Annotated in this window: 17 protein-coding genes; 13 read left to right on the forward strand and 4 right to left on the reverse strand. The window is 57.9% G+C overall.

Going from position 1 to position 15399, the window contains the following annotated elements; genetic code table 11:
* The first annotated feature begins 13 nt into the window (after window positions 1-13).
* Both GC165_02815 and argH read left to right on the forward strand, forming a co-directional pair.
* Window positions 14-1459, forward strand: a complete 1446-nt coding sequence (locus GC165_02815) for a PEP-CTERM sorting domain-containing protein (GenBank protein ID MBI1331790.1) — start codon at window positions 14-16, stop codon at window positions 1457-1459.
* Between the two features lie 24 nt (window positions 1460-1483).
* Window positions 1484-2872, forward strand: a complete 1389-nt coding sequence (gene argH, locus GC165_02820; GenBank protein ID MBI1331791.1) for an argininosuccinate lyase — start codon at window positions 1484-1486, stop codon at window positions 2870-2872.
* Here the strand turns inward: argH and GC165_02825 are convergent.
* Window positions 2869-3420 (reverse strand): hypothetical protein, encoded by a 552-nt coding sequence (locus tag GC165_02825; protein MBI1331792.1) that lies wholly within the window; start codon window positions 3418-3420, stop codon window positions 2869-2871. The genes argH and GC165_02825 overlap by 4 nt on opposite strands.
* Window positions 3421-3638: 218 nt before the next feature.
* Between GC165_02825 and GC165_02830 the strand changes: the two genes are divergently transcribed.
* From GC165_02830 to GC165_02875, 10 genes are all read left to right on the forward strand, one after another.
* A complete protein-coding gene (locus GC165_02830; protein MBI1331793.1) occupies window positions 3639-4472 on the forward strand; it encodes an ATP-binding cassette domain-containing protein in 834 nt (277 codons plus the stop codon).
* The gene (locus GC165_02835; protein ID MBI1331794.1) at window positions 4465-5340 is read left to right on the forward strand and encodes an FtsX-like permease family protein; all 876 of its coding nucleotides are present in this window, start codon (window positions 4465-4467) and stop codon (window positions 5338-5340) included. Before GC165_02830 ends, GC165_02835 begins: the two co-directional genes overlap by 8 nt.
* 173 nt (window positions 5341-5513) lie before the next feature.
* Window positions 5514-6509, forward strand: coding sequence for a peptidoglycan DD-metalloendopeptidase family protein (locus GC165_02840; GenBank protein ID MBI1331795.1), 996 nt, complete (start codon window positions 5514-5516; stop codon window positions 6507-6509).
* Window positions 6510-6598: 89 nt separating this feature from the next.
* A complete protein-coding gene (locus tag GC165_02845) occupies window positions 6599-7561 on the forward strand; it encodes a peptidoglycan DD-metalloendopeptidase family protein (protein MBI1331796.1) in 963 nt (320 codons plus the stop codon).
* 37 nt (window positions 7562-7598) lie between these two features.
* Window positions 7599-8987, forward strand: a complete 1389-nt coding sequence (gene leuC / locus GC165_02850; protein ID MBI1331797.1) for a 3-isopropylmalate dehydratase large subunit — start codon at window positions 7599-7601, stop codon at window positions 8985-8987.
* Window positions 8984-9481, forward strand: a complete 498-nt coding sequence (locus GC165_02855; GenBank protein ID MBI1331798.1) for a methylated-DNA--[protein]-cysteine S-methyltransferase — start codon at window positions 8984-8986, stop codon at window positions 9479-9481. Before leuC ends, GC165_02855 begins: the two co-directional genes overlap by 4 nt.
* Window positions 9442-9939 carry a GNAT family N-acetyltransferase gene (locus tag GC165_02860; GenBank protein MBI1331799.1) on the forward strand — a complete coding sequence of 166 codons (498 nt, stop codon included), beginning with the start codon at window positions 9442-9444 and terminating at the stop codon, window positions 9937-9939. The genes GC165_02855 and GC165_02860 overlap by 40 nt, the downstream gene beginning before the upstream one ends.
* Window positions 9940-9945: 6 nt before the next feature.
* Window positions 9946-10179, forward strand: a complete 234-nt coding sequence (gene purS, locus GC165_02865) for a phosphoribosylformylglycinamidine synthase subunit PurS (protein MBI1331800.1) — start codon at window positions 9946-9948, stop codon at window positions 10177-10179.
* Window positions 10176-10859, forward strand: a complete 684-nt coding sequence (gene purQ / locus GC165_02870; GenBank protein ID MBI1331801.1) for a phosphoribosylformylglycinamidine synthase subunit PurQ — start codon at window positions 10176-10178, stop codon at window positions 10857-10859. Before purS ends, purQ begins: the two co-directional genes overlap by 4 nt.
* Window positions 10860-10898: 39 nt before the next feature.
* Window positions 10899-11558 carry a hypothetical protein gene (locus GC165_02875; protein ID MBI1331802.1) on the forward strand — a complete coding sequence of 220 codons (660 nt, stop codon included), beginning with the start codon at window positions 10899-10901 and terminating at the stop codon, window positions 11556-11558.
* Here GC165_02875 and GC165_02880 read toward each other — a convergent pair.
* Window positions 11555-12397: a hypothetical protein gene (locus tag GC165_02880; GenBank protein ID MBI1331803.1), complete on the reverse strand. Its 843-nt coding sequence runs from the start codon at window positions 12395-12397 to the stop codon at window positions 11555-11557. The genes GC165_02875 and GC165_02880 overlap by 4 nt on opposite strands.
* A 129-nt stretch (window positions 12398-12526) precedes the next feature.
* Here GC165_02880 and GC165_02885 point away from each other — a divergent pair, with 129 nt between their 5' ends.
* Window positions 12527-12919: a hypothetical protein gene (locus GC165_02885; GenBank protein ID MBI1331804.1), complete on the forward strand. Its 393-nt coding sequence runs from the start codon at window positions 12527-12529 to the stop codon at window positions 12917-12919.
* Between the two features lie 33 nt (window positions 12920-12952).
* On the opposite strand, the gene GC165_02890 is transcribed toward GC165_02885, so the two are convergent.
* Window positions 12953-13480: a GNAT family N-acetyltransferase gene (locus GC165_02890; protein ID MBI1331805.1), complete on the reverse strand. Its 528-nt coding sequence runs from the start codon at window positions 13478-13480 to the stop codon at window positions 12953-12955.
* Entirely contained in the window at window positions 13390-15396 is a 2007-nt protein-coding gene (locus GC165_02895; GenBank protein ID MBI1331806.1) for a prolyl oligopeptidase family serine peptidase, read from the reverse strand. The genes GC165_02890 and GC165_02895 overlap by 91 nt, the downstream gene beginning before the upstream one ends.
* Between the last annotated feature and the right edge of the window lie 3 nt (window positions 15397-15399).

A 15399-nucleotide genomic window follows, 5' to 3' on the forward strand; every position in this document is an offset into this window, starting at 1 on the left:
AATAGCTAGGCTTATGCATTCCTGTCTTTCTTGGAGGGCGCTTTCGCTTGCTTGTGGCTTCGGGTTGACCTCTACGGCTTTGTCCCAGCTTCGCATGGCGACGTGGAACATCACTAACTATTCCAGTGGCCGCACCAGCGCTTTCCAGACCGCACTTTTTTCGTCGTTCGAGGGTCGGAGCTTTAATCCCGACGTGCTCGTCGTTCAGGAACTTCAAGGCACGACCGGTGTCAACAACTTCCTTAATCTACTGAACAGCGCTCCGGGCCAATCGGGCCAGTGGGCGGTTGGCACGCCGTACCTTTCGACGGGCGACACCGATAGCGCAATGTTCTATCGAAAATCGAAGGTTGACTTCATCGGTCTTTCGAACATCACCGGCGATCCGCGGGACACGCAGCGATACGACTTCCGGCTGAAGGGATACGACGCCAGCAGTACGGTTAACCCCGAGATCAGCTACTACTCGTCGCACCTTAAGGCGGGTTCGACGTCGGACGACAAGGCGCGACGGCTGACGGAAACCACGAATATCCGTAACGACGCGGCCTCGCTTCCGGCGGGCCGAAACTTCATGATCGGCGGAGACTTCAACATTCAAAGCTCGGCCGAGACCAGCTATCAGAAGCTGATTGATACGTCGGTTTCGAACGGTCGATTCTACGATCCGATCAACACGTCGTACACCAGCGGTGGAAGCACCATCACCTGGAACAACAACAGCGCGTACCGCTTTGTCCACACGCAGGATCCTTACGGGGCAGGCGGGCTGGATGACCGATTCGACTTCATCCTGACCGGCAATTCGCTTCGCGATGGCAAAGGGCTGGAGTACATCGGATCGACGACACAAGCGTATAGCAACACCACCTGGAACGACCCTAACCATAGCTACCGCGTTTGGGGCAACGATGGGACCAGCTTTAACAGCACTCTGACCACCACCGGCAACACGATGGTGGGTTCGACCATCGCCCAGGCGCTGATCGACTCGGTTGGCAACAGCAACCCGAACAACACGGGCGGCCACCTACCGGTTTTCCTCGACCTGAAGGTTCCGGCCGACCTGGCCGCGAACAAGACGGCGATCGACTTCGGTACCCAAATGATCAACACGTCGATCTTCGAGACCGTGACGGTTTCGAATGCAGTCGATGCGGCGATTTGGGGTTCGGTTGGCGTGCAGGACCTGACCTACTCGTGCTCGATTACTGGCTCCGGCTTCTTTGCTCCGGGCGGGACGTTCACGCTGGGTGCGGGCGAGAGCTTCACCAACCACTTCCAGTTGGACACGTCGACGACCGGCAGCAAGAGCGCGCTCTTGACGATCACGGATACCGCGACCGGCCAACAGCGATTCGTGAATCTGAGCGGTGTGGTGATGGTTCCCGAGCCGAGCAGCGTGGCTGCGCTAGGCCTCGGTTTGGTGGTTCTCCTGCGACGCCGCAAGAAGAAGTAACAAACTCGGTATTCTATCTGCTAAATGAAGAAGCTTTGGGGCGGGGCATTTAGGGAGTCCACCGCCGATCTGGTGGATCGTTTCGGCCAAACGATCCACACCGATCTTAACTTTTGGCAAGAAGACATCATCGGCAGCGTCGCCCACGCCCGGATGCTCGGCGAGACCGGCATCATCACCAAGGCCGAGGCACAAACGCTGATCGATGGGTTGGAAAAGATCCACGAGGACGGCCCCGAAGCTCTGAAGATGGATGTCGAAGACATCCATACCGCTATCGAAATGCGGCTTTTCGAGTTGGTCGGCGACGTAGCGGGCAAGCTCCACACCGCCCGAAGCCGAAACGACCAGGTCGCCACGGCGGCTCGGCTGATGCTCCACAACGAACTGCTGATCGTCCTCGATCTCATCAAGGACCTGCAGGGCGAACTTCTGAAGCAGGGCGAGCAGTATAAAGACACGATCATGCCGGGCTACACGCACCAACAGCACGCCCAGCCGATCACCCTTGGCTTCTATCTGATGGCGCACTTTTGGGCGCTCCAACGTCACGGCCATCGAGCCGAGCAGTTGTTCCAGTTGGCGAACTACTCGCCACTTGGTGCGGCGGCGCTGGCGGGCACCGGATTCCCGATCGACCGACACATGACGAGCGAAGAGCTTGGCTTCACGTCCCCGATCCCCAATGCCCTCGATGCGACGAGTGACCGCTCGTTCATCTTGGACGCTCTGCACGTTTGCGCGCTCATCATGATCGACCTCAGCCGCATTTCGCAGGAGTTGGTTCTGTATAGCGGCCGAGAGTTCGGCTTCGTGAAATTGGCGGACTCGGTCACGACGGGTTCGTCGATCATGCCGCAAAAGCGCAATCCGGACATGGCCGAGCTGATCCGCGGACGTACGGGCCGCGTGATTGCAAACTGGGTCACGCTCGCGACGGTCATGAAGGGCCTGCCGCTGGGATACAACCGCGACACGCAGGAAGACAAGCCGCCGCTCTTCGATTCGCTGGGCAAGGTCAAGGATTCGCTGAAGCTGATTCTGCTTCAACTGGAGTCGTGCGACTGGCAGTTGGAGGCGATGAAGAAGGCGACGACCGGCGACTTTTCGACGGCGACCGATCTGGCCGACTACTTGGCGGCTTCGGGAATCCCGTTCCGCACCGCCCACGAGATGGTGGGCAAGGTCGTCGTGGGTTGCAACGAACGAGGTATCACGCTGGAAGACCTCGACGAAGCGACGCTGAAGGCGATCGCGCCGGAGATTCCGTCGGAAGCGTTGAATGTGCTCAAGCCCGAAGGCTCGGTCCAGCGACGGGAGTCGTTTGGTGGTCCGGGACCAAAGGCGATGCAGGTTCAGCTTGCGCGGGCGCAGGAACTCATTGACGAGCGCGGATTCTGCAATATCGCTTAAAGGCCGAGGCGCACGCGGTTGAGAAACATGCGGGATTCCTCGTCGGGTCCACCGTATGTGAGGCGCATGACGTCTTCGATGGGGAAGACGCGGCGACCGTCCTCGTAGCCAAGGAAGCTGATCTCTTCAAGTTCGACGTGGTCGTCGGAGTAGGCGCGGACATAGCCGTACATAACCGAACCATCTTCGGTGTGGACGCCACAAAGGATGTTCTTCGAGGCGACAAATGCCAGGAGCTTTTCCATCTCCAGGCTATCGGGAGCGCCGTGTGAGTGGCCGTTGGTGCGCTTCTGCCGTTCGAGCAGTAGTTGAACCGCCTGCATATACTGGGTGCCGTACTGGACCCTCAGCACCTTGTCCAGCGTGCCGACGAACGAGCCCCAGTTTTGGCCATAGCGGTCGATGCGTTCCAGGCGGAACGAGTCGCCGTCGATTTCGCGCACAAATCCGACTTCGAAGGAGTCCGGTTCATAGTGCACTCCGCACAGCTCTTCCCGCTCGTTGCAGTCGAAAAGAACTTGGCGAATTCGCTCGAAGAGTTCGGACACGCAGAGGTTGTACCCTCAATTTGGGATGCGGTAGACGCAGGAAGAATGCGTTCAGAACGGAAGTGGAAAATCCTGGTACCGAATGGCAGTACTTAACTACTTATTAAGAGTCATTGCTAGCGCATGGGGCGGGATATTTTTTGGCCCTTTGGTGAATAGGGAACCAGATTCAATTTAGGCTGGTATCTTTACCGGTAGTGTCCACGGGAAATCCCTACATCGAATTTCGAGACGTTTCCGTGTCTTATCGGAAGCATGCAGAGGCGGTAGCCCAATGCAATCTCGTTATCGAAGAGGGAGAATTTGTGTTCCTGGTGGGCAAAACGGGAGCGGGAAAAAGCACCCTGCTCAAGCTGATTTCCCGCGAAGTTGCGCCGAATGCCGGGCGAGTGGTGGTAGCGGGAAAAGAGATCAATAAACAGCTTCCGCTGACGATTCCTAGGCTGCGCCGCAAGATGGGCATCGTGCCGCAGGACTTCGCCCTTCTGCCCAAAAAGACGGTCGCCGAGAACATCGCTTACGCCAGCCGCGCGGCGGGCAAGACCAAGCGGCAGACGCGCCGTCGAATGGCGTTCATCTTGTTCGGAATCCACCTCGACCACAAGATGAACAGCTTCCCGGACGAGCTTTCGGGCGGTGAACGGCAGAGGGTGGCGATCGGACGGGCGCTGATCAACGATCCTCCGCTGTTGTTGGCGGATGAGCCAACCGGTAACCTTGACCCCGAGCACTCGATGGAGGTCATGCAACTCCTGATGAACCTCAACGAGCGCGGGACGACGGTCGTGGTCGCCAGCCACGACATGATGGTGGTGGAGAAGCTTGGTAAGCGGATCATCCGCTTGGATCAAGGTCGCGTTGTTTCGGACACGAAGTTCCCCGAAATGGGTCAAGACGAGCCGCCGACCGATGAGATTGAAGAGCCGGTCGAAGAAGTCGCGGCCGGGGAAGCGAGCGAACCAGCGATCGTCGGAGAGCCTGTAACGGAAGAAGAAATCGGAGCCGTTGAAGAGCCCGGTGATCCCGAAGAGGAGTCGTCCGCCGATGTTTGATCGCCTAACCTTTATCCTTGGCGAGACCTTGGTTTCCATCCGCCGAAACTTCGGCATGGTCATCCTCGGAATCCTCACTGTGTCGGTTTGTCTGTACATCACCGGCGGCCTGACGCTGACGTATCGGAGTATCCTGACATACGGTCAAGGATTGACCGGACGGTTCGAGATGCGGGTTTATCTCCAGGACGGGACCTCGAAATACCAGATTTCCGACATCGCGAAGCAGATTCGCGCGATGGACGGCGTTGCTACCGTCAACTGGATTCCCAAGGACCTCGCCTGGGAGAAAATGAAGCGCGAAAATCCCGAACTGACGCGCGATCTTAACAACGTTCTGCCCGACGCCTACAAGGTCGTTTTAACTGACCTGAGCAAGGGCGACGCCATCGCCAAAACGATTCAAGCGATCCCCCAAGTTGAGCCGGGCGGCGTGCGGTATCTCCGCAACGCCCAGAAGCAGGTCGATGACCTCTTACGCTTTTTGAAATGGATCGGCCTTGTGGCCGGGGGCCTGCTGGCGCTGATTTCTGGCGTCCTGATCTTCACCGTCGTTCGCCTGACGGCCATGTCGCGCCGCCTGGAACTGCGCATCATGAACCTCGTGGGGGCCAGCTACGCCACGATCTACACGCCTCTGATGCTTGAGGGCGTCTTCCAGGGCCTGGTCGGTGGATTGGCGGCTAGCCTTTTGCTCCAACTCTCGTACCACGAACTCGCGAGGGTGGTACACGGCTACGAATTTCTGGCGGAGCTTCCGCCATTTCCCGGCAATCAGGTCATGGTGGCCTGCTCGATCGCTGGCGGGACCTACGGGCTGATCTGCTCGCTCCTGGCCCTCGTCAGCCTCCAAAGGAGAATCGCATGAGAAAAGGACTACTCATTTGCGCACTCGCGCTGGTCGTCGTCCCCGTGGCGACCCTCGGACAGAAGTCGCTCAAAACACTCAAGAGGGGATTGGAAGACGTTCAGCGTTCCAAGCGCTCGGCCCAGAAGAAACTGAAGCAGACTAAGGCGAATATCGTCGATGTCAAGGCTCAGATGAGCCAATTGGAGGATCGCATGCAGAAGGCGTCCGACAACCTGGAAGATACGAAATCCCGCCTGGAGCGCGAGCGCGAACAACAGGCGACCTTGACCAAGGAATTGGCGGCGGCCCAGGCGAAGGTGAAGGAGAAGCGGGTCGAAGTTGAGCGGCGAGTACGCTCGCTCTACATGGAAGGCAAGCCCAATGTGCTGGAGTTCGTGTTCGGGTCGCAAAGCTCGGCAGATCTTGCCACGCGAGAGTTCATCGCTACGCGGGTGAAGAAAGCCGACCACAAGTTGTTTGAAGACTTCCGCGACGACCGCGACGATGCGCAGAAGAAGAAGAAGGAACAGGACCAGGTGGTGCGCCAGGTGGCCTCGCTTCAGCAGGAGCAGGTTCAACGCCAGCACGAATTGGAGAGTACGCAGAAGGCGAAGGAGAGCTATCTCAACGGCCTGGAAAGCAAGAAGGTCGATTTGCAGGAGGCTCTGGATCAACTCGATTCCGACTCCGAAGCGATTCAAAGCGAAATTCGAGCCGCGATGGCTCGCGCCAAAGCCGAGGAAGCACGCCGTCGAGCCGAGGCGAAGAAGCAGGGCAAGCCCTACGTTCCACCACCCAAGAGCAAGGGTGGGTTGGTTCGCCCCACGGGCGGGCCGATCACCAGTGGCTTTGGCCAGCGATACCACCCGATTTTGCACTACACGCGGCTCCATGCCGGCATCGACTTTGGCGGCGGCTACGGCGCGGCAGTATATTCGGCAGGAACCGGAACGGTTATCGCCGCGGGCACGCGAGGCGGCTACGGAAACTGCATCGTGATCGACCATGGCAACGGCATGTCGACTCTGTACGGCCATCTTTCGAGGATCATGGTTTCCGCCGGTCAAACCGTCGGCAGTCACCAGAGAATCGGGTCGATCGGCTCGTCGGGATTGGCGACTGGCCCCCACCTTCACTTCGAAGTCCGTATCAACGGCTCGCCGGTGAATCCGCTCCGATACTTGTAAAGCCAGTATTTATACGAGGCTCCTGGCAATTCTAACAGGGAATCACCTCCTTGGTCTCCGCTCATGGATGGGCGGTTGCGTGGGAATTCATGGATCGATTCAGCTTAGCCCGTCGGTGGGCGTTCCTTTTGGCGTGCCTGTGTCTCGGCGTCGCCGCGTTGGCCTTTGGCGCTCGCCACAAGAGCCTGTCTCGGCTTCAGGCCGGGCTCGAAGGCGTGCGTAAGAGTTCCGTCGCGGCCCAGGACCGAATCGATGCTTTGGACGAGCGAGAGGCTGGCCTCATGGACAAGGTGGAAGCGTCGAAGTCGTTCGTCAAGGTGCACGAGAGTCTGGCCACCGTCAAGAAGGCCGTTGAAAAGGCAAGATCGGTTCGCGATCTTCGCAAGAAACTGACGAGCCTATATGACCATGGTCACACGAAGGCGCTCGCTTTGATCATCGATGGCGACGTCCGACAAGGACTCTCCGAGGTCACATCCAAGCAGGAAGTTCTTGATGCCATCGAAAAGGCCGATGACTACAGCCCAAAGACGATTCCGCTTGCAAATGCCGAGCTGAAGAAGATCCGCTACGAGCGAGATGCGCTTCAGAAAAAGCTGGACAAGTGCGCCGTCGATGAGCGATCGATCCTGGCCGAAATGAAGGTGGTCAAAGACCTTGGATTGGGAGATATCGAATTCATTCGACCAGTGCCGGGCAAGGTCACGAGCCCGTTCGGCGAGCGCCTGCACCCGCTGGAACACACGGATAAGCCCCACGAAGGCGTCGATCTGCGGGGTGGCATCGGCGATCCGGTCAAGGTCGCCGCTTCGGGCAAGGTCATCTTCACCGGCGTCCAGCGCGGCTACGGAAACATCATCGTTGTCCAGCACAACGACACGTATGAGACGGCCTATGGTCACCTCTCGGAAATCGACGTCGAGGTCGGCGATACCGTCGAGCAGGGTGATGTGATCGGTAAGGTGGGCGCGACTGGTCGTGTGACCGGCCCCCATCTTCACTTTGAAATTCGTGTGAATGGCGAACCGGTGGACCCGCTTCCCTACCTTTAATGCCGCCGGACAAAAGTAAACTGTCGTCATTAAAGATATGGCGACGACTCTTTTTGACAAGGTTTGGGATCGACACAAGGTTGCGGATTTACCGGGCGGCGGCACGCTACTCTACATCGACCGACACCTCGTCCACGAAGTGACGTCGCCGCAGGCGTTCGATGGTCTGCGCGAGAAAAACCGTCCGGTGCGCCGACCTGACTTGACCTTCGCCACCGCCGACCACAACGTTCCGACCGATGGCCGAGCGATCGATGAATCGACGCTGAGCGGCAAACAGCTTGCCGCCCTCTCTCGAAACGCGAAGGAGTTCGGCGTGCCACTTTTCGGCTATGGCCACGCGAAGCAAGGCATCGTCCACATCATCGGCCCTCAGCTTGGCATCACGCTTCCCGGCCTCACTATCGTTTGTGGCGACAGCCACACATCCACTCATGGCGCGTTCGGCGCGCTCGCATTCGGCATTGGCACCACCGAGGTTGAGCACGTTCTGGCGACGCAGACCCTGCGCAGTTCGGCAAAGCCGAAGTCGCTCGGTATTCGGGTTGACGGCAAACTGGGCTTCGGCGTCACGGCAAAGGACGTCATCCTCGCGATCATCCGCAAGCTGGGTGCGAGCGGTGGAACCGGCTACGTGGCCGAATACTATGGTCCGGCGATCGAAAACCTGGGGATGAGTGGCCGCATGACAATCTGCAACATGAGCATCGAGATGGGCGCTCGGGCGGGCATGATCGCCCCCGACGACATCGCATTCGAATACATTCAGGCCGAAGACCGTCCGTTTGCACCAAAGGGTGCCGACTTCGACGCGATGGTCGCCCAGTCAAAAGATTTGAAGACCGACGATGCGTCGGCGTTCACCCGCCACGAGACCCTCAACGCCGACGATTTGGCGCCGCAGATTTCGTGGGGAACGACCCCGGCCATGACAATCGACATCGACGGCGCAATTCCCGAGCCGAAGGACGCCTCGGAGGAAAGGGCCTTGCGGTACATGGGTTTGCACGCTGGAGACCGAATGGCCGACCAAAACGTCAATACCGTGTTCATCGGCTCGTGCACCAACGCCCGCATCGAAGACCTGCGTCAGGCGGCTTCGGTGGTCAAGGGGCACCACGTCGCTTCGGGCGTCCGAGCTATGGTGGTACCGGGTAGCGAGGCGGTGAAGGAGTTAGCCGAAGCTGAAGGATTGCGAGAAATCTTCACCGAAGCCGGGTTCGAATGGCACCGCGCCGGATGCTCGATGTGCCTGGGCATGAACGGAGATATTTTGCGACCCGAACAGCGAAGCGCTTCGACCTCCAACCGACCGTATGAAGGGCGACAAGGACCGGGTTCGCGCACGCACCTGGTTTCGCCGATTACGGCGGCGGCGACGGCCCTCAAGGGCAAGTTCGCCGACCCTCGCGAGTATTTGTCATGACCGAATCGGCGATCGTTCACGCGGAGATCGACTCGCCGATCGGACCGATTCACCTCTTTGCCAACGAGAACGGACTCACCGGGCTGTACATGAACACGCACCGCGACGCGTTGCCTCCGGCCGCCATGCTGTCCGCCGATCAGAACCTGTTTTTGGCCTCAGCGGCCAAGGAGTTGGGCGAGTACTTCGAGGGCAAAAGGAAGGATTTCTCTGTCACGTTGGACCCGCAAGGAACGCAGTTCCAGATGCGCGTGTGGACCGAATTGCTGAACATTCCGTTTGGCCAAACCATCAGCTACGGCGAGTTGGCTAAGCGGCTCGGTGACCCATTGTTGACAAGGGCGGTTGGAACAGCCAACGGTCAAAATCCCATTTCCATCATTATTCCGTGCCACCGGGTGATTGGCGCGAATGGGCATCTGACCGGATACGGCGGTGGAATCGAAAAGAAGCGATGGCTTTTGGACCACGAGGCCGAGGACACTCTCTTTTGAGCGCCGCGGAATACATGATCAGCTTCGACCCCGGCCAACTCCAGCGGGATCGAATGTACGAATATCTGAGCCGGAGTTACTGGTCGCCGAACATCCGCCGGGACGTCTTCGACCGCCAGATCGACCATAGCTTCTGCGTTGGTGCGTACTTGACCGAAACCGGTGAGCAGATCGGCTTTGCCCGGCTTGTTACCGATTACGGTCGGTTCGCCTACTTGGCCGACGTGTATGTTCTGCCCGAGCATCAAGGCAAGGGCATCGCCCAAGCGATGGTCGGTGGGCTTATCGAGCACGACTGTGTGAAGACGGTGGGGCATTGGATTCTGGCCACCAAGGATGCCCACACCTTGTACGAAAAGTTCGGATTCGAAGCCACGAACGAGCGATACATGTTCATGCGGAAGTCGATGGAACGATGGCAAGAAGCCGTTTCTCCGCCGACCGAAAATGCTTCATAATGAGTTATGCCGACTGTTCGCGTGTCCGTCACTCTCAAGCCATCTCTGCTCGATTCTGCGGGCCGAACGGTTGCCGGTTCTCTCCAGCACCTTGGCTACGGTGAAGTCCAGGACGCCCGAATCGGCAAGCTGATCCAACTGGAAGTCGACCAAGTCGAGGAAGGCCGAATTCGCGAAATGTGCCAGAAGCTCCTCGCGAACCCGGTGATCGAAGACTTTTCTTACGAGGTGGTTGGTTGAAGGTTGCCGTTCTCCAATTTCCCGGCTCGAACTGTGACCAAGACGCGCTGAAGGCGTTGCGTGAGGACATCGGCGTGGCTGCCGAATACGTGTGGCATGACGAGTCGTCGCTGGCTGGTTACGACGCGGTTTTTGTTCCCGGTGGCTTCACCTACGGTGACTATCTCCGCTGTGGCGCCATCGCCTCCCGTTCCCCAATTTTGCTCGCGACAAAGCAGTTTGCCGAAGAAGGGCGACCGGTCATCGGCGTCTGCAATGGCTTCCAGATTTTGACCGAAGCTGGTTTGTTGCCTGGAGCGCTGACCCGCAATATCCGCCAACAGTTCATCTGCGACGACGTCTATCTCCGGGCCGAAACGCGACGCTCGATTTGGACGTCGGGAGTGGAAAGGGTCATCCGAATTCCTATCGCTCACGGCGAAGGTCGGTATATAATCGATGAAGACGGCCTGAAGAAGCTCGAAGATAACGAACAAATCGCGTTCCGATACGTTAACTCGTCTGGCGAACCTGACGAATCGGCCAATGTGAACGGTTCAGTCTCTAGCATCGCCGGTGTTTTGAACCGGCAAGGCAACGTTCTCGGCATGATGCCGCACCCCGAACGAGCGTCAAAGGAACTCTTGGGAGGAACCGATGGGTTAACAATCCTAAGGGCCTTTTCTCTCGTGAAGGCATAGAGATTTTTGGGGTTTGGCCAAAAATTACTTTTAGGGACCATGATGAGAAAGAGAGCATTAGTTGGTTTGATGGTTGGAATGGCGTCCCTGTCGCTCGCTTCGGACGGACGCGTTCTTGGCAACCTCGGCCAAACGCTTGAAACCGCGAAGATTTATGCCGCGCCGAACACCAAGTCGCGCGTTTACTACAAGGCCAAGCAATACCAGTATCTGATCGTTAGCAAGTACAACGACAACTACCACAAGGTGGTGATGTCGAACGGCGTGTACGGCTATGTGCGATCCTCGGAAGCGGTCATTCTGCCGCAGGTCGTGCGCACGGCTCAGCTTTCGTCGCGAGCGTCCGCCGCCCGCAAAGGTTTGAATTACATCGGCACGCCCTACGTTTGGGGCGGTGACGACATCAACAACGGCATCGACTGTTCCGGCTTCGTGAAGAAGCTGTACGGCGACATCGGCATCGATCTGCCGCGAACCGCCGCCGAGCAGGCCAAGGTCGGTAAACCGATTACTCGCCTGGAAGAGCTTCAGCCCGGCGACCGACTGTATTTCTGGGAAAAGAAGCGCAACACGATTGGTCACACGGGGCTGTATCTTGGCAACGGCTACTTCGTCCACTCCTCGCGGGGGCACAACGGCGTCAACACCGACCGCCTGACCGAGAAGTGGCTGAAGATCCTGGTTGCGGCTCGACGCTAGTCGTTCAACCGGTCCATCACCCGAAGCTCTTCTTGCGCCTTGGCTTCCATTCGAAGCTGATCTAGCACGTTGTCCATCACGGTCGTCGAGCTCAGGTGATCGACCAGAGTCGTCGGACCCGAAAGCATTTCTTCGTAGCGGTCGGCGAGTTCCTTCAGCTTATGGATCTGGCTCCCACACTGACTGACGATTGCCGCCTGAGTTTCGGGATTGTCTTCTAGCAGCCCAATTTGATTGATGAGGCTGATCATTGCTTCGTCGCTAGCGGCCTGAATCTGCGGCGCAAAGTTCGAAGAGCGTCCTTGCGAGTCCTTTGCGAGCTTGAGGAGGCCGGCTAGGCGGTTGTAATGGGTGCATCCCGCTTCCAATAGCTCGGTGCTTTGCGCCGTCAGGACATCGCTGGCGGTTTTGATCCCAAAGACGGATTGCCACCAGTTGCCCCACTGGTTGTGTTGGTAGCCGCGAGCGGCGTCGGGATCATACCAGCCGATGTGGCTTCCAATTCGATGCAGAAGCTTTCGTCCGCTCCCCGTGATCTTGATTTCCGGTTGAAGCGGCTTCTTGATCCGAATCCTTAGCACCACGGCAAGGATGATCGAGGCGATAGCAAGCGGAACGAAGGTAGCGGCTAACGCCAGCGGAAAGCCGCGGATGGCGAGACTGAGGATGACAAAGACGATGGCTGCCAGCGTGAAGTTGATCGACATGATCCACGATGCGACGCTGAAGTTGTTGATCGATCCGGCGAAGAGTTTGCCGCTCTTGGCCCAGAAGAAACGATCGATGCTCGACGGCTTTTTAGCCTGTCGTTCGGGACCGAGGTTGATGTTGAAGTTCACCGCTTTGTCACGCCCTTGCCTCAATGCTTACGGACGGCCCATCGCTAAGGATTCAGGCTGACAGAGATGTAAGCAACTTAACGTAAAGTTACCATCCAGAGCTGGCGTACAATGACACTGGAAAGGGACATGACACGAGCGAAACTTTTGTGGATCGTTTCTGCGGTTAGCTTGTGCTTTGGAGCGGTAATGGTGGCTTTCCTTGGAAACTATGATAGCCACCGGACGAATGCCCGATACCTGTGGTGGAAGAGTGGACACGCTCCCAATGACTATCGATGGTGCCTCCATTTGTTCTTCGTCGATCCTTCCTTCCAGGATTCGATGAAGGGTAAATCCATGAGCGAGTTGCGCGACTGGCTCCCAGCAACTGGCCCTGCCAAACCCGGCTCATGGCAGCAGGGTTGGCTTGAATCGACGCCGCCGAAACCCCACGAAACGTTCCAAGTGATCGGAGACACGAGCATAGCCATTCGTTTGGTCGATGGAAGGTTCGACGGCATTTTTCCGATGAAGGGCTGAGCCAACGAGTCTCTGTTGCGGCGCCACTGTGGTCTAGGCGGTCCGTCGCATTCGGATGCACGGAATCTCGACTCCGCGCCGGACCTTTACCAGCGCTTCGACGCTCCAGAAACCGAACTTTTGGTAAAAGCGTTCTGCGTTTAGCGATGAGGTCAACGCCAGATCGCCGACAGGCATCGAAGCGATGGCGTGTCGCATCAATATCGAGCCAATCCCGGTTTGATTGGGCAAAGCATAGACGTGTTCGATCTCCGACCGTTGCCAGGAAATGAAGCCGACGATCTCGCCGTCTCGAACAGCGACAAAGAAGGTCAGCTCCAGAATACGAGTCGGCCAAGATTCGGGTAAGACCGCCGCTTCCCAAGCCAGCTTTTGCTCGGATGAATAGAAAGTCTCGTCGATCGCACGGATCGACGAGACAAAGACGCGGTGGAGGGCGGCGCCATCCGCCACGTCGGCCGGTCGGATGATTAGGCCAGCTGTCGCTTCCACCAGTTGACGATTTCCTGCAGACGGTGCATGCGGAGGTCGGCGGGGCCAGAGCGGCTCATGCCGTGCGATGTGTTCTTGGGGTACCGTACGAACCGAGTCTCAATGCCCTGCATCTTAAGGGCGACGAAGACTTGCTCGCTCTGCTCAATGTTGCAACGCAGGTCGCCCTCACTGTGGATGATGAGCGTTGGGGTTTTGACCTTGTCGAAGAAAGCGATCGGTGACTGTTGCCACAGGCCCTCGATATCCTGGAGCGAACCGTAGGCAACTCCCCGGAAGTAGCCGTCCTTGTTGAAGGGAAAGTCGCTGTTGCCCGCCATGCTGACGAGGTTCGAAACGCACCGGTCGGTGATGGCGGCTTTGAATTCGTCGGTATGGCCGATGGCCCAGTTGGTCATGTAGCCGCCATACGAGCCGCCCATGATCCCAAGTCGGGTCGTGTCCACATAGGGCTGAGCCTTCATCCAGGCCATGACAGTCTGAACGTCGACCCAATCCTTATTGCCCCAATCGCCGCGAATGGCGTTGCAGTGATTCTCGCCGTAGCCTTTCGATCCGCGCGGATTTGAGTAAACCACCACGTAGCCCTGAGCGGCAAGCAACTGGAATTCGTGGAAGAAGACCCAGCCGTATTGGGCGTGTGGACCGCCATGAACCTCCAGGATCGCTGGGTACTTCTTGGTAGGATCGAAGCCGCTTGGTTTGAGAATCCATGTATGAACCTGAGTTCCGTCTGGAGCTTCGAGGAACATGCCTTCAGGGGTGGAAAGCTCGACCTGGTTTGTCCACGCTTCGTTAAAGTGGGTGAGCCGTTTGGACTCACCCGTGCGGCAGTCCACTATGGCGATTTCGGGAATCGTGTTGGCATCACCATATACCAACGGCGTGTACGTACCGGCACCGTTGAGGTTGCCGACGAAGTAAGCGCAGTCGCCGCTGGTGAGGAGCTTAATCTCACCGCTTTGGATGTCGATGTGAGCAACTTGGCTGCCTCCATGCCATCCGATCTGGGAGATCAGACCCGAGGAGTCGGGTAGCCAATTGAGGACGGCTCCTCCACCGGCGTCCTTGGTGTCGCTAAGGGTGCCGACGTCGAGATCCATTTCGGTTGTCGGCGTCAGGCATTCATAGCCGGAGCCGTCCGGGTGGACTTTGTACAGTCGGGCGTTGAGCGCGCCCCACGGGTCCTCGACGCTATCGTTTCCGGCGAAGACCAGCCACTCGCCGCTCGGCGACCATTTCAGGCATTCCTTGTTTCCTTTGGGAATGTTAGGAATCTGGGTCTCGTTGCCCTTGAGGTCGAGAATGTACACCTGGTCGTTCGGCTTGGCGACGAACGGCTCTTTCTCGGCCGACCGAATGACCGCAATTTTGTCGGAATTGGGACTCCAGGTAAAGCTATAGTTGCCGTGTGCGCTCTTATCAGAGAGGAGCGTCACTTCGCCAGAATCGACATGCAAAAGGTAGAGTTTGTACCTCTGCTCGCCAAAATAGCCATCTCCATCCAGTCGGTACCAGGTAGATTCGAAAGCAAGCGGCGGCTCGCTCTTACCGTTCTCTTTTCGCTCTTCGGTGGCTTTCTTGGTGAAATCGGGATGGTTGAGGCGGTGGGTGAAGGCAACATACTGGCCATTCGGCGACCATTCGTAGCCGCCAATCGAGCCTTCGTCGAGCGTGGTGATTTGAGATGCCTCGCCATTTTCGGGGAGGACGAACAACTGATCTCCCACGGTGCCTCGGCCAGAAACAAAGCTGACCGATTTTCCGCCGGGAACCCATCGACCTCCGCCGCACCCCTTTTCGCCTTGAGTGAGCTGGCGAATGTTGCCATCGAAGTCGACGACATGGAGGTGACCGGTCGATTTAAACTTCTCGTCCGTGGTCTTGAGACCAAACAGGATCAGGGATTCGGTTGGGTGAATTTGGGGATCGCCGACCAGTTTGAACTGGAGAAGGTCGTCGATCGTGACCGCGCGCTTTGACATGCT

Source organism: Armatimonadota bacterium (assembly GCA_016125185.1).
Classification (GTDB): Bacteria; Armatimonadota; Fimbriimonadia; order Fimbriimonadales; family Fimbriimonadaceae; genus Fimbriimonas.

Excerpts from the sequence above, each read along its gene's own strand:
- GC165_02835 (MBI1331794.1), top strand. The coding sequence starts at position 4,465 with ATGTTTGATCGCCTAACCTTTATCCTTGGCGAGACCTTGGTTTCCATC.
- leuC (MBI1331797.1), top strand. The coding sequence starts at position 7,599 with ATGGCGACGACTCTTTTTGACAAGGTTTGGGATCGACACAAGGTTGCG.
- GC165_02845 (MBI1331796.1), top strand. The coding sequence starts at position 6,599 with ATGGATCGATTCAGCTTAGCCCGTCGGTGGGCGTTCCTTTTGGCGTGC.
- GC165_02875 (MBI1331802.1), top strand. The coding sequence starts at position 10,899 with ATGATGAGAAAGAGAGCATTAGTTGGTTTGATGGTTGGAATGGCGTCC.
- argH (MBI1331791.1), top strand. The coding sequence starts at position 1,484 with ATGAAGAAGCTTTGGGGCGGGGCATTTAGGGAGTCCACCGCCGATCTG.
- GC165_02840 (MBI1331795.1), top strand. The coding sequence starts at position 5,514 with ATGAGCCAATTGGAGGATCGCATGCAGAAGGCGTCCGACAACCTGGAA.
- GC165_02860 (MBI1331799.1), top strand. The coding sequence starts at position 9,442 with ATGGCTTTTGGACCACGAGGCCGAGGACACTCTCTTTTGAGCGCCGCG.
- GC165_02855 (MBI1331798.1), top strand. The coding sequence starts at position 8,984 with ATGACCGAATCGGCGATCGTTCACGCGGAGATCGACTCGCCGATCGGA.
- GC165_02895 (MBI1331806.1), bottom strand. The coding sequence starts at position 15,396 with ATGTCAAAGCGCGCGGTCACGATCGACGACCTTCTCCAGTTCAAACTG.
- GC165_02815 (MBI1331790.1), top strand. The coding sequence starts at position 14 with ATGCATTCCTGTCTTTCTTGGAGGGCGCTTTCGCTTGCTTGTGGCTTC.
- purS (MBI1331800.1), top strand. The coding sequence starts at position 9,946 with ATGCCGACTGTTCGCGTGTCCGTCACTCTCAAGCCATCTCTGCTCGAT.
- GC165_02885 (MBI1331804.1), top strand. The coding sequence starts at position 12,527 with ATGACACGAGCGAAACTTTTGTGGATCGTTTCTGCGGTTAGCTTGTGC.